Annotated in this window: 20 protein-coding genes; 11 read left to right on the top strand and 9 right to left on the bottom strand. The window is 63.0% G+C overall.

Annotated elements, in window-relative coordinates; genetic code table 11:
* Window positions 1–22: 22 nt before the first annotated feature.
* Window positions 23–2,302, bottom strand: a complete 2,280-nt coding sequence (locus VXM67_RS00930) for a TonB-dependent siderophore receptor (protein WP_367237699.1) — start codon at window positions 2,300–2,302, stop codon at window positions 23–25.
* A gap of 156 nt (window positions 2,303–2,458) precedes the next feature.
* Between VXM67_RS00930 and VXM67_RS00935 the strand changes: the two genes are divergently transcribed.
* From VXM67_RS00935 to VXM67_RS00945, 3 genes are all read left to right on the top strand, one after another.
* Window positions 2,459–3,178: a response regulator gene (locus VXM67_RS00935; protein ID WP_367237448.1), complete on the top strand. Its 720-nt coding sequence runs from the start codon at window positions 2,459–2,461 to the stop codon at window positions 3,176–3,178.
* Window positions 3,171–4,547, top strand: coding sequence for an ATP-binding protein (locus VXM67_RS00940; protein ID WP_049818751.1), 1,377 nt, complete (start codon window positions 3,171–3,173; stop codon window positions 4,545–4,547). The genes VXM67_RS00935 and VXM67_RS00940 overlap by 8 nt, the downstream gene beginning before the upstream one ends.
* Window positions 4,548–4,694: 147 nt before the next feature.
* Entirely contained in the window at window positions 4,695–6,365 is a 1,671-nt protein-coding gene (locus VXM67_RS00945) for an FMN-binding glutamate synthase family protein (RefSeq protein WP_367237449.1), read from the top strand.
* 28 nt (window positions 6,366–6,393) lie between these two features.
* Here the strand turns inward: VXM67_RS00945 and VXM67_RS00950 are convergent, their stop codons facing one another.
* The 3 genes from VXM67_RS00950 to aguA all read right to left on the bottom strand — a co-directional run bounded on the left by VXM67_RS00950 (window position 6,394) and on the right by aguA (window position 9,648).
* Entirely contained in the window at window positions 6,394–7,716 is a 1,323-nt protein-coding gene (locus tag VXM67_RS00950) for an OprD family porin (RefSeq protein ID WP_023382875.1), read from the bottom strand.
* A gap of 441 nt (window positions 7,717–8,157) precedes the next feature.
* Window positions 8,158–8,355, bottom strand: coding sequence for a hypothetical protein (locus tag VXM67_RS00955; RefSeq protein WP_081669664.1), 198 nt, complete (start codon window positions 8,353–8,355; stop codon window positions 8,158–8,160).
* 186 nt (window positions 8,356–8,541) lie between these two features.
* Window positions 8,542–9,648, bottom strand: a complete 1,107-nt coding sequence (aguA, locus tag VXM67_RS00960) for an agmatine deiminase (RefSeq protein ID WP_023382876.1) — start codon at window positions 9,646–9,648, stop codon at window positions 8,542–8,544.
* Window positions 9,649–10,046: 398 nt separating this feature from the next.
* Here aguA and rfbC point away from each other — a divergent pair, with 398 nt between their 5' ends.
* The 4 genes from rfbC (at window position 10,047) to VXM67_RS00980 (ending at window position 14,345) form a co-directional block, all read left to right on the top strand.
* Complete coding sequence (rfbC, locus tag VXM67_RS00965) at window positions 10,047–10,592, top strand: dTDP-4-dehydrorhamnose 3,5-epimerase (protein ID WP_023382877.1); 546 nt, start codon at window positions 10,047–10,049, stop codon at window positions 10,590–10,592.
* Between the two features lie 80 nt (window positions 10,593–10,672).
* On the top strand, window positions 10,673–12,487 hold the full coding sequence (locus VXM67_RS00970; RefSeq protein WP_027907229.1) for an ATP-binding protein: 1,815 nt from the start codon (window positions 10,673–10,675) through the stop codon (window positions 12,485–12,487).
* Entirely contained in the window at window positions 12,484–13,893 is a 1,410-nt protein-coding gene (locus VXM67_RS00975; RefSeq protein WP_367237450.1) for a sigma-54-dependent transcriptional regulator, read from the top strand. The genes VXM67_RS00970 and VXM67_RS00975 overlap by 4 nt, the downstream gene beginning before the upstream one ends.
* Complete coding sequence (locus VXM67_RS00980; RefSeq protein WP_023382880.1) at window positions 13,890–14,345, top strand: YiiD C-terminal domain-containing protein; 456 nt, start codon at window positions 13,890–13,892, stop codon at window positions 14,343–14,345. The genes VXM67_RS00975 and VXM67_RS00980 overlap by 4 nt, the downstream gene beginning before the upstream one ends.
* 42 nt (window positions 14,346–14,387) lie before the next feature.
* Here VXM67_RS00980 and cysQ read toward each other — a convergent pair whose 3' ends face one another.
* Both cysQ and nudE read right to left on the bottom strand, forming a co-directional pair.
* The gene (cysQ, locus tag VXM67_RS00985) at window positions 14,388–15,215 is read right to left on the bottom strand and encodes a 3'(2'),5'-bisphosphate nucleotidase CysQ (RefSeq protein WP_023382881.1); all 828 of its coding nucleotides are present in this window, start codon (window positions 15,213–15,215) and stop codon (window positions 14,388–14,390) included.
* On the bottom strand, window positions 15,212–15,778 hold the full coding sequence (gene nudE, locus VXM67_RS00990) for an ADP compounds hydrolase NudE (RefSeq protein WP_023382882.1): 567 nt from the start codon (window positions 15,776–15,778) through the stop codon (window positions 15,212–15,214). Before nudE ends, cysQ begins: the two co-directional genes overlap by 4 nt.
* Before the next feature lie 64 nt (window positions 15,779–15,842).
* Between nudE and yrfG the strand changes: the two genes are divergently transcribed.
* A complete protein-coding gene (yrfG, locus tag VXM67_RS00995) occupies window positions 15,843–16,505 on the top strand; it encodes a GMP/IMP nucleotidase (RefSeq protein ID WP_027907228.1) in 663 nt (220 codons plus the stop codon).
* A 63-nt stretch (window positions 16,506–16,568) separates the two neighbouring features.
* Here yrfG and lysM read toward each other — a convergent pair whose 3' ends face one another.
* Window positions 16,569–17,009, bottom strand: coding sequence for a peptidoglycan-binding protein LysM (gene lysM / locus VXM67_RS01000; RefSeq protein ID WP_023382884.1), 441 nt, complete (start codon window positions 17,007–17,009; stop codon window positions 16,569–16,571).
* 174 nt (window positions 17,010–17,183) lie between these two features.
* Between lysM and fdhD the strand changes: the two genes are divergently transcribed.
* From fdhD to VXM67_RS01015, 3 genes are all read left to right on the top strand, one after another.
* A complete protein-coding gene (fdhD, locus tag VXM67_RS01005) occupies window positions 17,184–18,014 on the top strand; it encodes a formate dehydrogenase accessory sulfurtransferase FdhD (protein ID WP_023382885.1) in 831 nt (276 codons plus the stop codon).
* A gap of 5 nt (window positions 18,015–18,019) precedes the next feature.
* Entirely contained in the window at window positions 18,020–20,365 is a 2,346-nt protein-coding gene (locus VXM67_RS01010) for an FdhF/YdeP family oxidoreductase (RefSeq protein ID WP_023382886.1), read from the top strand.
* Window positions 20,366–20,603: 238 nt separating this feature from the next.
* The gene (locus VXM67_RS01015; protein ID WP_023382887.1) at window positions 20,604–21,083 is read left to right on the top strand and encodes a glycine zipper domain-containing protein; all 480 of its coding nucleotides are present in this window, start codon (window positions 20,604–20,606) and stop codon (window positions 21,081–21,083) included.
* A 56-nt stretch (window positions 21,084–21,139) separates the two neighbouring features.
* Here the strand turns inward: VXM67_RS01015 and VXM67_RS01020 are convergent, their stop codons facing one another.
* Both VXM67_RS01020 and VXM67_RS01025 read right to left on the bottom strand, forming a co-directional pair.
* Window positions 21,140–21,580 (bottom strand): thioesterase family protein, encoded by a 441-nt coding sequence (locus VXM67_RS01020; protein ID WP_023382888.1) that lies wholly within the window; start codon window positions 21,578–21,580, stop codon window positions 21,140–21,142.
* A gap of 226 nt (window positions 21,581–21,806) precedes the next feature.
* The gene (locus VXM67_RS01025; protein ID WP_023382889.1) at window positions 21,807–23,354 is read right to left on the bottom strand and encodes a phosphoenolpyruvate carboxykinase; all 1,548 of its coding nucleotides are present in this window, start codon (window positions 23,352–23,354) and stop codon (window positions 21,807–21,809) included.
* Window position 23,355 lies beyond the last annotated feature (1 nt).

Raw genomic sequence — 23,355 nt, forward strand, 5'->3', positions numbered from 1 at the left:
CTGCAACGCAGCCCTCGCCTGATCAGAACGCCGTACTCACCGTCACCGCCATATTCCGCGGATCCCCGTAGATCGCCCCCGCATAGAACCCGTACTGCGTGTAGTAATGCTTATCGAACAAGTTATCGACGTTGAAGCTCACCGTGGTGTCGTCAGTCAGCTGGTACTTGGCCATGGCATTCCAAATCGCATATCCGGACCAGTTCACGTCAGTAGCCCCTCCACTCACACCGTTCAACGGCTGCCCAGCCGGGCTTGAGATTGCGCGGATGTTGGTTTGTGCCTTGACGCCTGCGCCGAGGGTCAAGCGGTCGAGCGGGCCGCTCAGGCGGTAGGTGGTCGATGCCTTGAACAGATGCGACGGGTCACTTCTGCCGTCGCTGTCGACGCGGCGGAAATGCAGGTAGGTGTAGCCGGCATAGACGTTCCAGTTCGGTGTCAGGGCGCCAGCGATTTCGAGGTCGATACCGTCGGTTTCCTGGCCGGTGCCGGCCTTGTAGGCGTCGCCGCCGGTTGGCGTGGTCAGGCCGTCGTCTAGCACGGCCTTGTTCTGCTGCTTGGTGCGGAAATACGCCGCCGATGCGTTCAAGCGGCCATCCAGCCACTCACCCTTGATACCGGTTTCGTAGCTCTGGCCGCGAATCGGCTCGACCTTGGTGCCGCTGGCCGTTTCGGCAGTCTGGGGGTTGAAGATGTCGGTGTAGCTGGCGTACAGCGAGTAGGTGTCGTCGAGGTCATAGACCGCCCCCAGGTAGGGCGTGACGATGCCGTGGTTCTGCTGGTTGCTGCGCACGCCGCTGACGTTGCGGGTGGTGGCCGAATAATCAGTGCTGCGCACGCCGACGATCACCGACAGGGGGTCGGTGATGCTCAGGCGGGTGGCGGCGTACAGGCCTTGCAGGCGGGTGGTGGTCTTGGTGTGGCGGCCGGTGCGGGAGGCGATCATGTCGTAGTCGCTGTCAACGCCGTTGTGCCAGTCGGTCACCGGGAAGCCGTTGTTGGCGCGGAACTGGCAGCCCACCGATGGCGCGCTGATGCGGTCGTCGCTGACCATGGTGCAGCTGTATTCCGGCGACCAGGCCACGGTGCGGCTGTCGTTGTAACCGACCATGGCCTGGTGGGTGCGGCCGAACAGCTGGAACGGGCCCGAGAGGTCGATCTGGGCGGATTGCTGGGTGGTGTCGCTGGTGCTGTGCAGGCCGTTGAGCACGGCGCCGCTGCCGTCCTGGTCCCAGTAGCCGCCGTAGCGGCCGCGCCCCGCCGAGTTGACCTTGGCCAAGCCTCGGTGGTTGAGCACTTCGGCAGTGCTCTGGGCGGCCTTGAGGTCCAGTGTCCAGTCGTTGTCGAAATGGTGCTCCAACGAGCCGAATGCGGTGCGGGTGGCGTACTCGCCAAAGCTCCAGCTCGGGACCAGGTTGGTGCTGCGCGGCAGGTCGGTCTTGCTGCCGTCGCGATACCAGATGGGGATGTTCGCGCCCCATCCGCCGCCGACCACTTTGTTGTACTCGTACTGGTAACCGGCACCGAGGGTGGTGGCGTCGTCCAGGTCGAACTCGAAGTTGGCCAGGGCAGCGCGGGAGCGCTCGGACTGGTTGTCGCGGAATGAGTTGGCGTCCTGCTGGGTCATCACAAAGCGTGAGCGCAGGCGGCCATCTTCGGACAACGGCAGGTTCAGGTCGGCGCCCAGGCGGCGTTTGTCCCAACTGCCATAGGTGGCGTATGCACTGCCACCGAAGGTGCGGGTCGGGGCCTTGCGGATCAGGTTGACGGTGGCCGACGGGTCGCCGGTGCCGCCGAGCAGGCCGTTGGCGCCGCGCACGATGTCGATGCGCTCGTACAGGTCCATGTTCAGCGCATTGCCGCCGCCGCTGAAGTCGGAACCGCCCTGGAACTGCAGTCCATCGACCTTCCAGTTGCTGATCGAGTAACCCCGGGCACGAAAGTCGGTGCGACCACCGACCTCGGACTTGGTGGCGCTCACTCCTGGCGTGGTGTCCAGCGCCTGTTCGAGGGTATGGATGTCGCGGTCGTCCATCTGCTGGCGGGTGATGGTAGTAACCGATTGCGGGGTCTGGCGTGGGGTCAGATTCAGGCCGGTGGAGCTTCGGGTGCTCTCGACCGTGTAACCCAGCTGGCCAGCCTCGTCGGCCGGGACCAGGGCGCTGTCCTCGATTTGCGTGGCCTCCAGCTCCAGCGGTTGGCTGTCGGCAGCCATGGCACCGCCGCTCAAGGCGACGGCAATGAAGAACGCAAGCGGGTGAAGGTGGTTAACGCCTCGGTGGATGGGTGAGACGTCGGGCATGATGCGCTGATGATTCATTTGGGAAGGCTTCGTATTCGCAGTTGATTTTTTGTTACGATTCTAGGCATCCGCCCTTCGGGCTCCATGTCCGGCTTGTACGGGCATGTAATCGAACGTAACGAGCGCTGCCGACCTTCCGCCAACAGGTGTTTTTCGATGAGCACAACCTTGCTTGTCGTCGATGATGACGACGAGATCCGCGAACTTCTTTGCGAGTATTTGACCGAAGCCGGCTACAGCGTGCTGGCAGCAGCCCATGGCGACGAGATGCGCGCGCAGTTGGCGCGGCACAAGGTCGACCTGGTGGTACTCGACCTGATGCTGCCTGGCGAAGACGGCCTGAGCCTGTGCCGTCAGTTGCAGGCAACGCCCGGCCTGGCGGTGATCATGCTGTCGGCCAAGGGCAGCACCCTGGACCGCATCATCGGCCTTGAGGTGGGTGCCGACGATTACCTGGCCAAGCCCTTCGAACCGCGCGAATTGACCGCTCGCATCAAGGCGGTGCTGCGCCGTCCCCAGCGCCTGGAGGCGACCACCGACGCGCCGGTGGCCGAAACACAACACTTCGCGGGTTTTGCCATCGACCATATCAAGCGCCTGCTCACCCGCCCGGACGGGGAGTCGCTGACCCTGCCGCGCTCGGACCACCGTGTCCTGCGCGAGCTGCTGGACGCCAACAGCCGCGTGGTGTCCCGCGACCAACTGACCCGCAGCGCGTTCGGTCGCGATCACCACCCCGACGACCGCTCGGTGGATATGTGCATCAGTCGCCTGCGCCAGCAGTTGCGCCGCGCCCCGGAAGGCGACGTGCAGATTCTGACCATTCGCAACGAAGGCTATCTGTTGAACATCGCCCGCGCGGGGGCGGATGCCTGAGGTGCCTTGGCTGCGCCGACTGTGGCCGCGTACGTTGTTTGGCCAGCTGCTGCTGATCATGGTCAGTGGCACGCTGGTGATCCAGCTGATGTCGAGCAGCATCTGGTTCGATGTGCGTTTCGCTCAGGTGCTGGAAGCGCCAGTGCGGTTGCTCGCCGCCCGCAGCGCGCCGCTGATCGCCCAGGCGGACTGCCCGGTCGGCCAACTGCAGGCGCCGACGCATTACCGCTTGCGCTGCGTCGAGGCCTTGCCGGGGGCGAAACAGGACGAGCGCCGGGGGCGACGGCGAGTCGAGCTGCTACTGCGCCAGGCGTTGGAATACGAGCTGGGCAAGGCTCAGGATGTGCGCCTGTTGAACGTGCAACTGACCGATGAACTGGGCCAACCGATCGTCTGGCGCAGCCTGTTCGGCCTGCGTACGGCGCAGGCGCATATCCAGTTCGCGGTTCCCTTGGCCGACGGCCATTGGCTGACCATCGACGGCCAGGAGCTGCAAGGCTGGAGCGGTGAATCGGCTTGGCTGCTGATCAGTGACTACCTGCTGCGGGTATACGCCTTGCGGATCGTTGCGGTGCTGCTGGTCTGCCTGGTCGCGGTGCGCCTTTGCCTGCGCCCACTAAGGCGGTTGGCCGATGCTGCACGTGGGTTGGGCAGCAACCTGGAACAACCGCCGCTGGCCCTGGACGGGCCCCAAGAAGTGCGCCAGGCAGCGCAGGCATTCAATGCCATGCAGCAGCGCCTGATTGCCATGGTCAACGACAAGGCTCATTTTCTGGCCGCCGTATCCCACGACTTGCGCACGCCGCTGACGCGCATGCGGCTGCGATTGGAACGCCTGCAAGACGCCGAACAGCGTGAACGCCTGCGGCAGAACATCACCCAGATGGACAACATGATCGGCCAGGTGCTCGATTACCTGCGCGCTGGCGAGCAACAGAACCTGCAGCCAGTCGACCTCGACCGCTTGGTGGCCCGGTTATGCGCCGACCTGGCCAGCGCCGACGAGCCACTGCCGGTACAGGGCAAGGTGGGCAATGTGGAGGGCGACGCCTTGCTGTTGCAGCGCTGCCTGCAAAACCTGCTGGTCAATGCCCTGCGTTATGCCAAAGCGGTGTCGGTGACGCTGGAACGTGCTACCACGCATGTGCTCATCCACATCGACGACCGCGGGCCGGGTATCGCACCGGGGCTGCTGGCGACCATCGTTGACCCGTTCGTGCGGGGTGAAGGTTCGCGCAACCAGGCCTCGGGTGGCTACGGGCTGGGATTGAGCATCGCCCAGCGGATCGCTGCCAGCCATGGTGGCGAGCTGAGGTTGATGAACCGCGAGGGCGGTGGCTTGCGGGTCAGCGTTCTACTGCCGGGGTAGGGCCGGATTGGCCAACGGTTTGCCCCCATGAGGCCAAAAGCGCCCGCACAACCCATCATCGCGTAACAGTGTTTTACCGATTCTCCAGGTTTTCCCAACTGTCGCTTTGCCTATCCTAGGCCCGGTCATCCTGTCAGCGATGGATCCATGAAACACTCTCTTCCCAGCCGTTACGCCTGCCTGGCGACTTGCCTGATCTTCACCTTCGCCAGCCTCCCGTACCTTGGCCAACATGACTGGCTCTGGCCCGTCACGGTCATCACCGCGCTGCTCAGTCTGATCGGCCTCAACGACCTGCGCCAAAGCCATCACGCGGTGCGGCGCAACTACCCGATCCTGGGCAACATTCGCTACTTGATCGAAACCATCCGCCCGGAAATCCGCCAGTACCTGATCGAGGGCGATGACGACAAGCTGCCCTTCTCCCGTTCGCAGCGCTCGCTGGTGTACGCCCGGGCCAAGAACGAGAGCGCCGAGAAGGCATTCGGCACCCTCAACGATGCCTACAAGCCTGGCTTCGAGTTCATCAGCCACTCCATGGTGCCGGTGGCCACGCCTGACCCGGCGTCGTTCCGCATCGCCATCGGTGGTCCGCAGTGCCGGCTGCCGTATTCGGCGTCGATCTTCAACATCTCGGCCATGAGTTTCGGCGCACTCAGCGCCAACGCCATCGCCGCCCTCAACCAGGGCGCACGCATGGGGCGTTTCGCCCATGACACCGGCGAGGGCAGCATCAGCCCCTACCACCGCGAACACGGTGGCGACCTGATTTGGGAGATCGGCAGCGGCTACTTCGGTTGCCGGACCGAGGAGGGTCGCTTCGACCCCAAACGCTTCGCCGAGCAGGCGCGCTCGCCCCAGGTGAAGATGATCGAGGTCAAGCTCAGCCAAGGCGCCAAGCCTGGCCACGGCGGCATCCTGCCAGGGCACAAGGTCAGCCCGGAGATTGCCGCCACCCGTGGCGTGCGCATTGGCGAAGACTGCATCTCACCCGCCGCCCACAGCGCCTTCCGCACGCCGGTGGAACTGCTCAAGTTCATCGCTAGCCTGCGTGAGTTGTCAGGGGGCAAACCCGTGGGGTTCAAGTTCTGCCTGGGCCACCCGTGGGAGTTCATGGCCATCGCCAAGGCCATGCTGGCCACCGGCATCACGCCTGATTTCATCGTCGTCGACGGCAAGGAAGGCGGCACCGGCGCGGCGCCACGCGAATTCAGCGACAACATGGGCGTGCCCATGCGTGAAGGCCTGATGTTCGTGCACAACACCCTGGTGGGCCTGAACTTGCGCAGCAGTATCCGCATCGGTGCCGCCGGCAAGATCGTCAGCGCCTTCGATATCGCCAGCGTGCTGGCCATCGGTGCCGATTGGGTCAACTCGGCGCGTGGCTTCATGTTCGCCATTGGCTGCATCCAGTCGCAAAGCTGCCATACCAACAAATGCCCGACCGGCGTCGCGACCCAGGACCCACTGCGTCAACGCGCCCTGGTGGTGCCGGACAAGGCCGAGCGCGTCGCCAGCTTCCACCGCAACACCTTGCACGCGCTGGCCGAGATGCTGGCCGCGGCGGGCCTGGAACACCCGTCGGAGCTCAAGCCCAAGCACCTGGCGCGGCGCATCAGCACCAGCGAAATCAGCCTGTTCTCGGACTTGCATCAGTTCCTCAAGCCAGGCGAATTGCTCAGTGGCTCGATCGAAAGTGAGTTCTACGCGCGGATGTGGCGCATGGCCCGCAGCGACAGCTTCGCGCCAGATACCGTTGAGGCCCTGGAGGCGCCAGCGGTGGCTGCGGTACGCCGAAACGAAACAGCCCCGGCATAGGCCGGGGCTGCTGGTGACGCGATCAGGATCAGAAGATGCTGATCGGGTACTCGACGAACACACGAACTTCGTTGCCGTCGTCCATGTAGTTGCCGTTCTGCTGGACAGCGTTGTTGGTACGCACGAACGAGCTACGCAGCTTGATCGACAGGTCCTTGGCCGGACCGTCTTGAACGACGTAACGGATCTGGTTGAAGATCTCGCGCTCTTTACCTTCACCGAAGCCTTGCGGGGCGCCGACCTTGCGGGTGTTGATGTTGTCACCCACGACGTAGGCCACTTTGTAGGTCAGACCCGGAATGCCGAAGGCACCGAAGTCCAGGCCATAGCCCAGCTGCCAGGAACGCTCGTCCTCGGCGTTGAAGTCGGACCAGTAGGAGTTGGCCAGGTAGATGGTCGAACCACCGTCACCCACGCCACCTTCGTTCTGGTACCAACCGTAGTTGTAGCCAGTGCTGCCGGTGCTGCGCTGGTGCGCAAGGGTGAAGGAGTGCGGGCCGTAGGCGTAGGTCGCAGCCAGGCTCCAGATGGTGTTGGAGTCGCCGTTAAGACCAGCGGACTGCACATACTTCTTGTCGATGTCCGACTTGTAGCCGTTGAAGTCCAGGGTCAGGGACTGGTCATTGGCGATCGGGAAGACGTAGTTCAGGCCCAGGTAGTGCTTCTTCATCACGTCTTCGTTGTCTGCGGTGTACAACGAAGCGGTGAAGTTATCGGTGAACTTGTAGCTACCGCCGAAGACGTTGATCGACTTCAGGCCGCCACCGTCACGACGCTCGGCACTCTTGCGCGCTTCCTGGGTGAAGCGGCCGGCGTTCAGCTCCAGGCCTTCGATCTCCTTGGAGGTGATCAGGGTGCCGGTGAAGCTTTCTGGCAGCAGACGTGCGTCGTCGTATTGCAGCACTGGCAGGGTTGGCATCTGGTCACCGTACTTGAGCACGGTGTTGGAGATGCGGAACTTCACGGCAGCGCCCGCACGGGCCAGATCATGCGGCGAGCTGGCATTGTCATCGGCGTTCTTGGTGTTGTGCGGTTTGAAGAAGTCGACGCCGGCACCGCCATTGTGACCTTTGCCGCCATCCAGACGCACGGCGTACAGGCCGAATGCGTCGACGCCGACACCAACGGTGCCTTGGGTGAAGCCAGAGGAGAAGTTGGCGATGAACGCTTGGCCCCATTCGATCTGGTCATCGGTACCGTGCTTCTTGTCACGGTTGATGTAAGCGTTACGCAGGAGAACGTTTGCGTGGCTGTCTTCGATGAAGCCCTTGCTTTCGGCCTGCTCGTTGGCCTGGGCCTGGGTCGCGGCGATCATCGCCAGCGCGACCAGGCTGATCCTGGTTTTCAACATGTTGTTTTCCTTATTTCTTAATCAAAAACGCTCTGCAATATGACGCCAGGAACCAACGCCCCTTCGTAGGTTCGACGCTTTGCGGATCCAAACTGAAAAGCCCGCCAATGGTCGGGTGGCGGGCCTTGTGCAGCAGCATGGCCATAGGTGGCCAGCAGGCGTTGGCCGAATCGTAGCCGCGTGCGATTACAAATGTCAAAAACTCGTGAAATGCAGGTTGATATAACCAAAATCACCCTAAGGTCTGGTGCATTTCAATGCAGGTGCCCGGTCAAGACAGACAATTTATCTCTGGCCGAGGAAAAATCGACCGGCCGAAGTGGACACTACCCACAGCGCTTGTTGAACAAGCCGAGGGGAGCAGATACGCAAAAAGCGCACCCCAAAAAAAACGCCACCGCAAGTGCGGTGGCGTTCATTTGTTGACAGGTCAACCCCTGATCAATGCCATACGGCCAGCAGCGCTTCTAGCTCTGCATCGCTGATCAGCCCTTGGGGGTATCGCCCGTCCAGCAGGCGGCGAGGGTCGGTCGTCCTGACCCGTTTGCATCCATGGTGTTTCAACCACTGCGCCAGAATTTGGAGCGATTGGTGATCCACTGCCGATGGGGGCAATGCCGACTCACTTGCTGCATTCATCTTTCCACGTACTCCCTGGGCCCCGTGAGCGGCAAATTTACGTTGGTATTGTTACAGAACGGCACTTCCCGTCTGCTGGGTCTAAGCCCATGAAAAACAATACAAAACATATGCCATGTGGCCTGCCGAACATCTGCCGGAAACAAAAGGCCCGTCAATTGACGGGCCTTTTGTGGGAGTTGCGTATCAGCGCTTGACCGGTGCCGGTTGCTGTTGAGTCAGGCAGTGGATGTTGCCTCCGCCCAGCAGCAGTTCACGCCCCGGAATCATGACCACCTCGTGGTCCGGGAAGACCTTGGCCAGAATCGCTCTAGCCTGCGCATCTGCTGGGTCGTCGAAGCTTGGAGCAATGATGCCGCCGTTGACGATCAGGAAGTTCACATACGACCCTGCCAGGCGGACCGAGGGGTCGCGCTCCTGGCTACCCGCGACATGGTCGACGCCGTCACATTCTTCCTGGGTGGCGAACAGTGGGCCCGGAATCGGCATCTTGTGCACCACAAACTCGCGCCCTTTGGCGTCGCGGCTATTTTTTAGCACCTCATAGGCCGCGTGGCAGCGTGCATAGTTGGGATCGTTGGAATCATCGGTCCAGGCCAGTAACACTTCGCCTGGGCTGACGTAACAGCAGAAGTTGTCGACATGGCCGTCGGTTTCGTCGTTGTACAGGCCATCGGGAAGCCAGATGATGGTCTCGACCGACAGGTGCTCGCGCAGGATGTCTTCGATCTGCTCGCGGTTCAGGTGCGGGTTACGGTTACGGTTGAGCAGGCATTCCTCGGTGGTGATCAGGGTGCCTTCACCATCCACGTGAATCGAACCGCCCTCAAGCACGAAACCTTCGGTGTGGTAACGCTGGCAACGTTCCATTTCCAGGACCTTGGCCGCCAGCTCTTCATCGCGGTTCCACGGCGCGTACAGGCCCCCGTCGAAACCACCCCAGGCATTGAAGCCCCAGTCCACACCGCGCACTTCGCCATGGTCGTTGATGACGAAAGTCGGGCCGGTGTCGCGCACCCAGGCATCATCGTTGCTGATCTCAACCACACGGATGTTCGGCAGGTCGAGCTGACGACGGGCGTTCTCGTACTGGCCCGCGGAAACCGCCACGGTAACAGGCTCGAAGCGCGCGATGGCCTTGGCCAGGGTCACATGGGCGGCCTGCGCCGGCTTGCCACCCAGGCGCCAGTTGTCCGGACGCTCCGGCCAGACCATCCAGACCTGGCTCTGCGGCGCCCACTCGGCTGGCATGTGGAAGCCGTCGGCGCGGGGTGTCGAGTTAAGGGTTTTCATGGTTAACCTCTTGTAGAGCCCGGCGTGCTGGCCAGGGGTTGCGCTGTTCAGTTGCCTGCCAATTTAACCGATAAATATCGGCTTTAGAAGCCACAAGACCAACCGTTTAAGCATAAGAGAACGAAATCACGCCGATAACAATCGACTTAAATGTGTAACATAGCCACATTAAACCTGTCAGCAAAGCGGCCCCGCATCGCAGGCACTGAAGATGAAACCTCTTTCACATTTCACTTATCTCGCCCGCAAAATCGCCGATAAACAAGCGTTGAAGATGAAATGATGAGCGTGACCGCAAGCGCTGCCATGCTGGCAATCTAGGCTGCAAGAGGCCAGGGTGGCTAAATTGAACAGGGACTGACACGGTCGAATCAGAGCTCAGGGGGCCAGTTATCGCCATGAACATCATTGCCACCGACATCCCTGATGTGCTGATCATCGAACCCAAGGTCTTCGGCGACAGCCGCGGCTTTTTCTTCGAGAGTTTCAACGCCCGCGACTTCGCCAGGCAAACAGGTTTCACTTCGCCCTTCGTCCAGGACAACCACTCACGCTCTCGACGCGGTGTGCTGCGCGGGCTGCACTACCAGATCGACAACCCCCAGGGGAAATTGGTTCGGGTAACGCATGGCGAAGTGCTGGATGTGGCCGTGGACATTCGGCGCAGCTCGCCCACCTTCGGGCGTTGGGTGGCTACCCGACTGAGCGCCGATGGCCACCGCCAGTTCTGGATTCCCCCTGGGTTTGCCCATGGCTTCCAGGTGCTGAGCGAGTCGGCGGACTTCCTGTACAAGACCACCGATTACTACAACCCCGCCGCCGAACGTTGCATCCGCTGGGACGACCTTGAGCTTGCCATCGAGTGGGACAAGAAGTACCCGCCCATCCTTTCTGCCAAGGACCAGGCAGGCGCCCCGTTGAGCGAAGCGGATCTGTTCCCCTGAGTCGCGTGATGGCCGCAGGCGCTGATGACCTGCCGTAACTAGCGCATAATTGCGCCAGACTCTTCTGGCGCCTTTACGCGATGATTGCAAAACCCACGCCCCCTCGCCGCCCCCGCTGGCGCAGCCTGGCCCTGCTGGCCCTGTGCCTGGCTCCGTTGCTGTGGCCCCTGCACCACCTCGCCGAACGTTACTATCAGGACGAACTGGCCTCGCAGAACCGCCAGACCCTCGACCTGTATGTCGCGAACCTGCTCGGCACCCTGCACCGGTACGAGACCTTGCCGCAGATCCTCGGCGACCTGCCGGCGCTGCGCAACGTGCTGGCCGACCCGTTTCGCATAGAAGCGGTCACCAACGCCAATCGCTTGCTCAAGGACATCGTCCACCAGACCGGTGCCGAGGTGATGTACCTGATGGACGTGAGCGGCAACACCCTGGCCGCGTCGAACTGGGACAAGCACGACAGCTTCGTCGGCCGTAACTTCGCCTTCCGCCCGTACTTCATCGAAGCCATGGAAGGACGTCTGGGGCGCTTCTTCGGTCAGGGCACCACCTCGGCCAAACGCGGCTACTTCTTCGCCGCGGCCGTGCGCGACCGCGAACGGGTGGTCGGCGTGCTGGTGGTCAAGGTCGACCTGGACCACACCGAAACCCTTTGGGGCCGGACGCCCGAGCAACTGCTGCTGACCGACCAGAACGGCGTGGTGGTGCTGACCTCGCGGCCAGACTGGCGTTTCCGCTCCACCCGTGAGCTGACCGAGGCCGAACGCCAGGCGATCATCGCCATCCAGCCCTACCCGACCCAGGCGCCGCAGCCGTTGACCCTGGACCCTCAGGCCTGGCTGATCCAGACCCGCGACATCAAGGAAACCGGCTGGCAAGTCAGTATTCTCGCCCCACGCATCCTGGTCGACCGCTCGGTGCAGACCGTCATGGCCATCGGTGGCGGCGCCTTGCTGGTGCTGATGTTGCTGGCCGGGCTGGTAATGCAGCGACGACGCCACTACATCGATCGCATCGACTTCGAAGCACGTGGCCGCCAAGAGCTCGAAAAGCGTGTGATGGAACGTACCGCCGACCTCGAAGGCCTCAACGCCCGCCTCAAAAGCGCGGTGCTCGAACGTGAGAATGCCCAGCAGGAATTGGTCCGTGCCCAGGACGAGCTGGTCCAGGCCGGCAAGCTGTCGGTGCTCGGTACCATGTCGGCGAGCATCAGCCATGAGCTCAACCAGCCCCTGGCCGCGATCCGCAGCTACGCGGAAAACGCCGAGATCCTGCTCGACCACCAGCGCACCGAAGATGCCCGCGGCAACCTCAAGCTGATTGGCGAGCTGACCGGGCGCATGGCTTCGATCATCGCCCACCTGCGTGCGTTCGCCCGGCGCGATCGCCATGCCCCGGAGAGCGTGGCCCTGCAGCCGGCCCTGGATGATGCCCTGGCCCTGCTGGCCAAGCGTCGGCGCGCCATGGCCGTGGAACTGATCCGCGACCTGCCGGACGCCACCCTTTGGGTGCAGGCCGGTGAAACCCGCCTGCGCCAGGTGCTCGGTAACCTGCTGGCCAACGCCCTCGATGCACTGACCGAAAAAGCCAACCCACGTCGACTTTGGTTGAGTGCCGAAAAGCGTGACGATTACGTCTACCTGTACATTCGCGACAATGGCCCAGGTTTCAGCCGCCAGGCCCTGGAGCATGCCAAGGAGCCATTCTTCACCACCAAGACCCGCACCCAAGGCCTGGGCCTGGGCCTGGCTATCTGCGAAAGCCTGATGCGCGCCCTGGGTGGCGAACTGCTGCTCGGCAACCACCCGGAAGGTGGCGCCCTGCTGACCTTGCAGCTGCGTGTGGCCAAGCCTGGCGCCAACCTGCAACCTTCGGAGGACCCCTCGGCATGACGACCGAGACATTCATCGACAGCCACGCCCAGGTCATTCTGGTGGACGACGATCCACACCTGCGCCAGGCCCTGAGCCAGACCCTCGACCTGGCGGGGCTGAAGGTGGTCGCCCTGGCCGATGCACAGGACCTGGCCGGGCGCATCGAGCCTGACTGGCCGGGGGTGGTGGTCAGCGATATCCGCATGCCTGGCATCGATGGCCTGCAACTGCTGGAACAACTGCACGGGCGCGACAACGAGCTGCCGGTGCTGCTGATCACCGGCCACGGCGATGTGCCGCTGGCGGTACAGGCCATGCGCGCCGGGGCCTACGACTTTCTGGAAAAGCCGTTCGCCACCGATGCCTTGCTCGATAGCGTGCGCCGCGCCCTGGCCTTGCGCCGCCTGGTGCTGGACAACCGCAGCCTGCGTCTGGCCCTGAGCGACCGTCAGCAGCTGTCCACTCGCCTGGTTGGCCAGTCGCCCGCCATGCAGCGCCTGCGCGAGCAGATCGGCGCCCTGGCCGGTACCCGCGCGGATGTCCTGATTCTGGGCGAGACTGGCGCCGGCAAAGAGGTGGTCGCACGTGCCCTGCATGACCTTTCCAGCCGCCGCGATGGGCCGTTCGTGGCGATCAACGCCGGGGCGCTGGCCGAGTCGGTGGTGGAAAGCGAACTGTTCGGCCATGAGCCGGGCGCCTTCACTGGCGCGCAAAAACGCCGCATCGGCAAGTTCGAGTTCGCCAATGGCGGCACGCTGTTCCTCGACGAAATCGAGAGCATGAGCCTGGATGTGCAGGTCAAGCTGCTGCGCCTGCTGCAAGAACGCGTGGTCGAACGCCTGGGCGGCAACCAGCTTATCCCGCTGGATATCCGCGTGATCGCTGCCACCAAGGAAGACTTGCGCCAGTCCGCCGACCAGGGCCGCTTCCGCGCCGACCTTTACTACCGCCTGAACGTCGCCCCGCTGCGTATCCCGCCACTGCGTGAACGCGGCGACGATATTCTGGTGCTGTTCCAGCATTTCGCCGATGCCGCCAGCCAGCGCCACGGTCTTGCGCCACACAGCCTGCAACCGGCGCAACGCGCCATCCTGCTGCGCCACGACTGGCCAGGCAATGTGCGCGAACTGCAGAACGCCGCCGAGCGTTTCGCCCTGGGCCTGGAGCTGGCCCTCGACGGCCAGTTGCCAGCCGCGACGGCACCGGCAGCCCCGGTGCTCAGCGGCAATCTCAGCGAACAGGTCGAACAGTTCGAACGCTCGCTGATCGCCGCCGAGCTGGCCCAGCCGCACAGCTCGATGCGCAGCCTGGCCGAAGCCCTTGGCATCCCCCGCAAGACCCTGCACGACAAGCTGCGCAAGCATGGCCTTAGCTTCGAAGGCGCCAGCAGCGGAAACGACGACCAAGAGGACCCTCGCCCATGACCACCGACAGCCAGTACCTGCAGTCCGTACTGCACCATGACATTCCCCTGACCCGCGAAATGGGGCTGGAAGTCGTTGGCTGGCAAAATCACTGCCTGCAGCTGCAACTACCGCTGGAGGCCAACGTCAACCACAAGAGCACCATGTTTGGCGGCAGTCTGTATTGCGCCGCGGTGCTGGTAGGTTGGGGCTGGTTGCACCTGCGTCTACGCGAGCTGGGCATCGATGACGGCCACATCGTCATTCAGGAAGGCCAGATCAGCTATCCGCTGCCGGTGACGGGTGCGGCCCAGGCGCGGTGCCCGGCGCCAGACGACAAGACCTGGGAGCGGTTCATCACGCTGTATCAGCGTCGCGGACGGGCGCGGCTGACGCTGGAAACCACCGTCAGTAATCTTGGCAGCGACGAGCCTGCGGTGCGTTTCAGCGGGCAGTACGTACTGCATCGCTAAAGCAGCAGATCGCCGGCAAGCCGGCGATCGACCCGCACACCATCAACGTTTGACACAGTGCTCGATGAACGCCTCACGCCAGCTGGCAGCGGCCGGCAAGGCCAGGAAGAAGGGGTTGAGCAGCGACTCCCGCGCGGGATAGCGAAATGGCTGACCGTCCACTTCGATGACCTCGCCGCCCGCACCCTCCACGACACCCTGGGCAGCTGCCGTGTCCCATTGCGAAGTCGGCGCCAGACGCGGGTAGCAATCGGCGCTCCCCTCAGCCAGCAGGCAAAACTTCAGGGAGCTGCCGATATTGGCCAGTTCCAGCTCACCGACAGTGCCTCCCAACCCCGCCAGTAGCGCCTCCTGCTGAGGGCTGGAATGACGACGGCTGGCCACCACCGTGAAACGGCTACCGGCAGGCGGCGTGTTGCGCACCCGAATAGACAGGGGATCGGCACCTGGATCGGCACGCCAGGCACCGAACTGCCGACCACCGAAGTAGCAGCGACCATTGGTCGGCATGGCCACCACGCCAAACACCACCTCGCCTTCCTCGATCAGGGCGATATTGACCGTGAACTCTTCGCTGCCGGCGATGAACTCCTTGGTGCCATCCAGCGGGTCGACCAACCACCAGCGCGTCCAGCCCTGGCGCTCGGTCAGCGGGATGTTGCAGTCCTCTTCCGACAGCACGGGAATGTGCGGCGCCAGGGCCGCCAGGCCGTCGGCGATGACCCGGTGCGCTGCCAGGTCGGCAGCCGTCACCGGCGAATCGTCGGCCTTGGCGGTCACCGCTACGTCCGACTGCCAGAACGGCAAGATAGCCTCGCCCGCCTGCACGGCCAGCTTCACCACTTCATGCATCAGCTGTTGGTCGTTCATGCGTCGAGCAGCCCCCGCTGGATCAGCAGGTCGCGGGCCAGGTACAGCGCCGCCAGCGCCCTGCCCTCGGTGAACTGCGGGTGCATGGCCAAGGCGGACAACTCGCGCAGGTTGACCTTGTCGACCCGCATCGGCTCCGGCTCGTCACCTTCCAGGCGCTCTTCGTACAAGTCAGTGGCCAATACCACCTGGATCTTCTGGCTCATGTAGCCCGGCGACAGCGACAGCTCGGTCAGGTGCTCAAGCTGCCGAGCGCCGAAACCGGCTTCTTCCTTGAGCTCACGGTCAGCCGCCGCCAGCACGTCTTCGCCCGGTTCGATCAGGCCTTTGGGCAGCGACAGCTCGTACTCGTCGGTACCGCCGCAATACTCTTCGACCAACACCGCGTGCTCTGCATCGAGCATAGCCACCACCATCACCGCGCCGTAACCGTTGCCTCGGCCCACCAAGCGCTCGTAGGTGCGCTCGTTGCCGTTGGCGAAGCGCAACTGCACGGCCTCGACGCGAAACAGGCGGCTGCTGGCGACGATCTCGCGATTGAGGACGGTAGGTTTCTGGCGCATGGGGCGGCTCCTTGGCGTGAACGGGTTACTATACCGTGGCTTGCCGACTGATCGAGAGTTTCCCATGCCTGTTCTTCCCTGGTCCGCCATCGATACCGTCCTGCTGGACATGGATGGCACACTGCTCGACCTGCACTACGACAACCGTTTCTGGCTGGACCACCTGCCCCAGCGCTACGCCGAACTGCATGGGGTGAGCCGGGCCATGGCGGAACTGGAGCTGCAACCGTTGTTCGAGCGCAACGCCGGTACGCTCAACTGGTACTGCCTAGATTTCTGGAGTCGCGAACTGAACCTGCCGATCCGCGAACTCAAACGCGAAATCGCCCACCTGATCGCCCTGCGACCCGATGCCGACACCTTCCTGGCGGCAGTCCGCAAGGCAGGCAAGCGGGTGGTAATGATCACCAATGCCCACCGCGACTCGCTGTCGCTGAAACTGGAGCGTGTGGAGCTGGCGTGTTACTTCGAGCGGCTGATCAGCTCCCATGACTATGGGTACCCAAAGGAAAGCCCGCAATTCTGGGACGCACTGCAAGCCGATATCGGTTTCGATCCGGCCCGTAGCCTGTTCATCGACGACACCCTGGCGATTCTGCGCAGTGCACAAAGGTTTGGCGTGGGGCATCTGCTGGCGGTACGCCAACCCGACAGCCAGGCAGCCCCGCGGGACACCCAGGAGTTTGCGGCGGTCGAGGATTACCGGGAATTACTGGCCGGGCTGTAGCACCGTGATCGACGCCAAGCCTTCCCCTGCACGAGCCGGCTTGGCCTCGATAGCACCACCCGATCAGTCCGGAATCCGCAGCACCTGCCCCGGATAGATCTTGTCAGGGTGCTTGAGCATCGGCTTGTTCGCCTCGAAGATCTTGTTGTACTGGTTGGCATCGCCATATTCGGCTTTGGCGATGGCACTGAGGGTGTCACCCTTCTTGACCGTGACGAACCGCGCGGCCTGGGCAACCGGCCCGGTGACGGTGATCTGGTCCTCGACAGTGGCCACTCCGGCGATATTGCCGGCTGCCAGAATGATCTTTTCCTTTTCCTCCTGGCTGGCCACCTCGCCCTTGAGGATGATCTTGTCTCCTTCCACAGTGGCGCTGATGTTCGGGTTTCCCAGCCCGACGGTCTCCACATGCTTCTTGAGCTGTTCCTCGGCCTTGGCATTGCCGGGGGTCAGCAGGTCGATCAACTTCTCGCCGGCTTCCTTCACGAAACTGAACAGGCTCATGACGCGCTCCTTGTTGATGAAACCTCGGAGCCAGGAGTCTAGGCCAGGATCGCCGCCCCCGCTCCCCTGCGACCAATCGACGCGCTCTATCAAGGCATAGACCCTAGCGATTAGACGTGGGCAGCCCACGCGCCTAGGCTTGTGCTATCAAAAAGCCGTCGAAAGCCAGCTCCGATGAACAGCAAGCCTCCGGTCTGCGCGGCCTCCACACCCCTGTCCATGCCGGCCGCCAGCAATACCTACGATTACGTGCAGCTCGACGATGGCGAACGAGCCAGCACCCCGCTTGCCGAGGAAGTCGCCCTGGCCATCGCCTACAACGGCCTCAATCAGGCCGTGATGCTGGTCAGCCCCACCGACCTTGAGGACTTCGCGGTCGGCTTCAGTGTCGGCAGTGGCATCGTCGAAGGCACAGCGGAAATCTACGACCTCAAGCTCTCGGGCAGCGGCTCGGCCATGTATGCCGACATCGAGATATCCAGCCGCGCCTTCTGGAACCTGAAGAACCAACGCCGTCAGTTGGCCGGCACCAGTGGCTGCGGCCTGTGCGGGGTCGAGGCCCTGGAACAGGCCTTGCCAGAGTTGACCGAGTTGCCCGGCGCGCCCCTGCCGCCGGCGGCCTGGCTGGTCGGCCTGCGCCAGCGTATCGACCAGTTCCAGCCCTTGGGGCAGCACTGTGGGGCGGTACACGCCGCACTGTTCATGGACCGTAACGGCGAGTTGCTGCTCGGCCGTGAAGACATCGGCCGACACAACGCCCTGGACAAGCTGATCGGCGCGCTGCTGCGTCGGGAAATCAGCACCGACGGCGGCCTGGCCATCGTCACCAGCCGCTGCAGCCTGGAACTGATCCAGAAAGTCCTGCGCGCCGGGATCCAGACCCTGGTGAGCCTCTCGGCCCCGACCGGCCTGGCCCTGCAGTGGGCGCGCAAGCACAACCTCAACCTCATCCACCTGCCCAAACACAGCGCACCGCGGGTCTACAGCCCAGCGGCGGAGTCGTAACAGTCGTGACCTCGTACCAGCACCTTCCAGACAACGCCCCAGCTTCCACCCCTCGCTACAAGCCCTATGACGGCCCCGCCGGAGGCTGGGGCGCGCTGCGCAGCGTGGCCAAGGCCTGGGTCGCGAGCGACAACGCGCTGAAGAACATTCGCGCACTGCTCAAGACCAACCAGAACGGCGGCTTCGACTGCCCCGGCTGCGCCTGGGGCGACTCGCCCGAAAGCGGCATGGTCAAGTTCTGCGAGAACGGCGCCAAGGCGGTCAACTGGGAAGCCACCAAGCGTCGGGTGGATGCGGCCTTCTTTGCACGCTACAGCGTGAGCGCATTGCTCGAACAAAGCGACTACTGGCTCGAATACCAGGGCCGCCTGACCGAGCCAATGGTTTACGATCCGGCCAGCGACCGTTACCGACCTATCGCCTGGGACGACGCCTTCGCCCTGATCGCCCGCGAGCTGAACGCCCTGCTCACCCCCGATCAAGCTGAGTTCTATACCTCGGGCAGGGCCAGCAACGAAGCGGCATTCCTCTACCAGCTGTTCGTGCGCGCCTACGGCACCAACAACTTCCCCGACTGTTCGAACATGTGCCACGAGGCCAGCGGCGTAGCCTTGAGCCAGAGCGTCGGGGTCGGCAAGGGTACCGTCACCTTCGACGACTTCGAGCATGCCGACGCGATCTTCGTCTGGGGCCAGAACCCCGGCACCAACCATCCACGCATGCTCGACCCACTGCGCGATGCGGTCAAACGCGGCGCCCAGGTGGTGTGCGTCAACCCGCTCAAGGAACGTGGCCTGGAACGCTTCCAGCATCCGCAAAACCCGCTGGAAATGCTGACCAACAGCGACCGCCCGACCAATACCGCCTTTTTCCGCCCGGCCCTGGGCGGCGACATGGCGATGCTGCGCGGCATGGCCAAGTTCGTCCTGCAGTGGGAGCGCGAAGCCCAGGCCAAGGGCGAGCCAGCCGTATTCGACCATGCCTTCATCGCCGAGCACGGCCATGGCGTCGATGAGTACCTGGCAGCAGTGGATGCCACCTCGTGGGAGCATATCCAGGCCCAGTCCGGCCTGGCCCTTGCCGACATCGAGCTGGCAGCGCGCATGTATTGCCGCGGCAAGCGCGTGATCATGTGCTGGGCGATGGGCATCACCCAGCATCGCCATTCGGTGCCAACCATCCAGGAAATCGTCAACTTGCAGATGCTGCGCGGCAACATCGGTGTACCAGGCGCCGGCCTGTGCCCGGTACGTGGCCACAGCAACGTGCAGGGCGACCGCACCATGGGCATCAACGAACGCCCACCGGCAGCGCTGCTCGATGCCATCGAGAAGCGCTTCAACTTCCGTGTGCCACGCCACAATGGCCACAATACCGTCGAGGCGATCCACGCCATGCTCGATGGCCGGGCCAAGGTGTTCATCGGCCTGGGTGGCAACTTCGCCCAAGCCACGCCGGACACCGAGCGCACCGCTCAGGCCCTGCGCAACTGCGAGCTGACCGTGCACATCAGCACCAAGCTCAACCGCAGCCACCTGATCCATGGCAAGCAAGCGCTGATTCTGCCGTGCCTGGGCCGCACCGACATCGACCTGCAGAGCGAAGGCCCGCAGGCGGTCACTGTGGAAGACTCGTTCAGCATGGTCCACGCCTCCAACGGCCAGCTCAAGCCGCTGTCGACCCTGATGCGTTCGGAACCAGCCGTTATCGCCGGCATCGCCGCCGCCACACTGGGCAAGCGTCCGGTGGACTGGCACTGGCTGGTGGCCGACTACGACCGTATTCGCAACCTGATCGGCGACACCATTGCCGGTTTCAGCGGCTTCAACGAGCGCCTTCGTCATCCCGGCGGCTTCTACCTGGGTAACAGCGCCAGCAGCCGTGAGTGGAAAACCAACACCGGTCGCGCCAACTTCAAGGCCAACCTGCTACCGGACACTTTGCTCGATGAGCGCGTCCGGGCCAGCGGCCAGTTGCCCGACCTGATCATGCAGTCGATGCGCTCGCACGACCAGTACAACACCACGATCTACGGCCTGGATGACCGCTACAGGGGGGTACGTGGTCAGCGCGAAGTACTGTTCGCCAACGAAGCAGACATCATCCGGCTGGGCTTCCAGCCGGGGCAAAAGGTCGACATCGTCTCATTGTGGGGGGATGATCATGTACGCCGTGTGCACGGGTTCACGTTGCTGGCGTTCGACATCCCGGCTGGCCAGGCAGCGGCTTACTATCCGGAAGTGAACCCGCTGATTCCGCTTGAGAGCATCGGTGAGGGCAGCCATACGCCAACCTCCAAATTCGTCGCCATCAAACTGGAGCGAGCGCGGGATGATGGTCGTATTCTGTAGGCACCGGCTGGGCGACGATCAGGCCTGAAAACGCACCTGCGAAAACGAAAAAAGCCCTGTCCGTAATGGCTCAGGGCTTTTGTCATAACAGCCTAAGACAAGCGAAAATCGAGAAAGTTTCAACGAAAAAACAGTAACTTAGAGAATTGTGTACAACTCGTGTTACTCGTCGGATTTTCGTTGCCAGCAGCCTCGCAGAGCCTCAAATTCGCCTCGTCATCCCTATGAGGCTTTCTCGATGAAGAAGTACTCCTCGATTCTGTTGTTGTCTTTCAGCTTGCTCAGCGGCGTTGCCATGGCAGGCGGCACCACCGAGGCCGGCATTGGCGGCGCATTGGGTGGGGTACTGGGCTCGGTTGTGGGCCAGTCCATCGGTGGTAGCACCGGCGGCGCCATTGGCGCTGGCCTGGGCGGTGCCGCAGGCAGTGCGGTAGGTGCCGACAAGCACCAGCGTGGTGAGGCCGCCATCGGCGGTGCGCTGGGTGCGGCAGGCGGTAACGTGGTAGGTCGCTCCGTAGGCGGTACCACCGGTAGCTACATTGGCGCAGCAGCCGGCGGTGGTGCCGGTGGTGCGCTGGGTAACTACATGGGTAACAAGGCCGATGAAGACGAGCGTCACGAGCACCGCCGTTATCGTCGTGACTACGACGACCGTCGTCACTGGGACCGTGGCCACCACTACGGTCACCGCAAGCACAAGCGCCACTGGCGCGACTAATGCCTGAGGCCTCTGGCCTGGCAACAAAAAGCCCCGCCCTCACCCGCGGGGCTTTTTTATGTCTGAGGGTCCAACTGCAGGCCCGAGAGAATACTGCTCAACGCGCTCGGCAGCGGCACCGGGCGACCGCTTTCCCGCTCGATGAACACCTGCACCACCCTACCGGCCGCACAGGCATCCTGATCCCCAGGGCGAAACAGCGCCAGACGGTACTCCACCGTGCTGCCCGCCAGGCGGGTTATACCCAAGCCCACCTCCAGCACATCCGGGAAACCCGGCAGCGCATAGAAGTCCGCCGACGAACTGACCACGAAGGCTGCCAACTCACCATCGCGCAAGTCCATATCGGCTTGCTCGACGAGAAATGCCTGAATGGCGGTCTCGAAGAAGCCATGCACGGTGGCACCGGCGACATGACCGTTGTGGTCGTTGTCCTGAGGGCGAGTGAGTATCGGGTGAAAGTGGGAAAAGGCGGTTCGGTTTGGGGATTCTGTCATTGACCTGGCCCGGTGATTTGCACGGATATCGACAAGTGAAACAGAATATTCCTGAAGGCGGATAAATTTTACCGGCTGCTAAAGGGCCCATGGCGGCACAGGGGCAGCGCAGAACCTGCAAGCGCTGGTTTGCCAGCGATGGGGAATCGGCTTGACCGCCGGTAGCAACGCTAGACACGAAAAAGCCGCCCCTTGGGGCGGCTTCTTCGTTGCAACCAGCGACAGCTTACAGCTGCGGACCAGCGGCCTTGATGGCGTCGGATACGTCGAACTTCTTGAAGTTCTCGGTGAACAGCTTGGCCAGACCCTTGGCGGCTTCATCGTAGGCGGCTTTGTCAGCCCAGGTGTTACGTGGGTTGAGCAGCTCGGTCTCGACGCCTGGAACAGCCTTGGGCACGTCCAGGTTGATGATGTCCAGGTGCTCGGTCTCGGCACCGATCAGTGCGCCGCTCTGGATAGCGGAGATCACGCCACGGGTGGTCGGGATGCTGAAGCGCTTGCCGACGCCGTAGCCACCGCCGGTCCAGCCGGTGTTGACCAGGTAGACCTTGGAGCCAAAGGCATTGATGCGCTTGATCAGCAGCTCGGCGTACTCGCCAGCCGGACGCGGGAAGAACGGTGCGCCGAAGCAGGTGGAGAAGGTCGACTTGATGCCGCCGCCCGAGCCCATTTCGGTGGAACCGACCAGCGCGGTGTAGCCGGACAGGAAGTGGTAGGCAGCCTGTTCGTTGTTCAGGATCGAAACCGGAGGCAGAACACCAGTCAGGTCGCAGGTCAGGAAGATGACCGCGTTAGGCTCGCCGCCCAGGTTGGCTTCGGAACGCTTGGCAACGTGCTCCAGCGGGTAGGCAGCGCGGCTGTTCTGGGTCAGGCTGACATCGGCGTAGTCGGCGTGCTTGTTGGCGTCGAGAACGACATTTTCCAGCACTGCACCGTGCTTGATGGCTTTCCAGATAACCGGCTCGTTCTTCTCGGACAAGTCGATGCACTTGGCATAGCAGCCGCCTTCCATGTTGAAGACGACGCCTTCACCCCAACCGTGCTCGTCGTCACCGATCAGGTAACGGCTTTCGTCGGCCGACAGGGTGGTCTTGCCAGTGCCGGACAGGCCGAAGAACAGGGTTACATCGCCTTCTTCGCCGATGTTGGCGGCGCAGTGCATCGGCAGCACGTCGGCGGCCGGCAGCAGGAAGTTCTGCACCGAGAACATGGCTTTCTTCATTTCACCGGCGTAGCGCATGCCAGCGATCAGCACTTTCTTCTGGGCGAAGTTGATGATCACGCAACCATCGGAGTTGGTGCCGTCACGCTCAGGCTCGCAGACGAAGTTGGCGACGTTGAGGATCTGCCACTGGTCGCGACCGGCCGGGTTGTACTGGCCCTTCTCCGGGTTGATGAACAGGCAACGGCCGAACAGGTTCTGCCAGGCGGTCTGGGTGGTCATCTTGACCGGCAGGTAGTGCTCGGCGGCAGCCCCTACGTGAACGTAGGAAACGAAGTGATCCTGAGCGTTGTTGAACGCTTCGACGCGATCCCACAGGGCATCGAACTTGTCGGCCGGGAACTTGCGGTTGATCGGGCCCCAGGCGATGGCGTCCTGAGTGGAAGGTTCTTCGACGATGAAACGGTCAGCCGGCGAACGACCAGTACGGTGACCGGTCTCGACTACCAGTGCGCCAGTATCGGCCAGCACGCCTTCACCGCGGGACAGCGCTTCTTTTACCAGCTCATCGACGCTCAGGTCGGTGTACACGGTGTTGTTGGCTTGCGTCATG

The organism is Pseudomonas sp. Rh2, from assembly GCF_040762985.1.
GTDB lineage: Bacteria > Pseudomonadota > Gammaproteobacteria > Pseudomonadales > Pseudomonadaceae > Aquipseudomonas > Aquipseudomonas taiwanensis.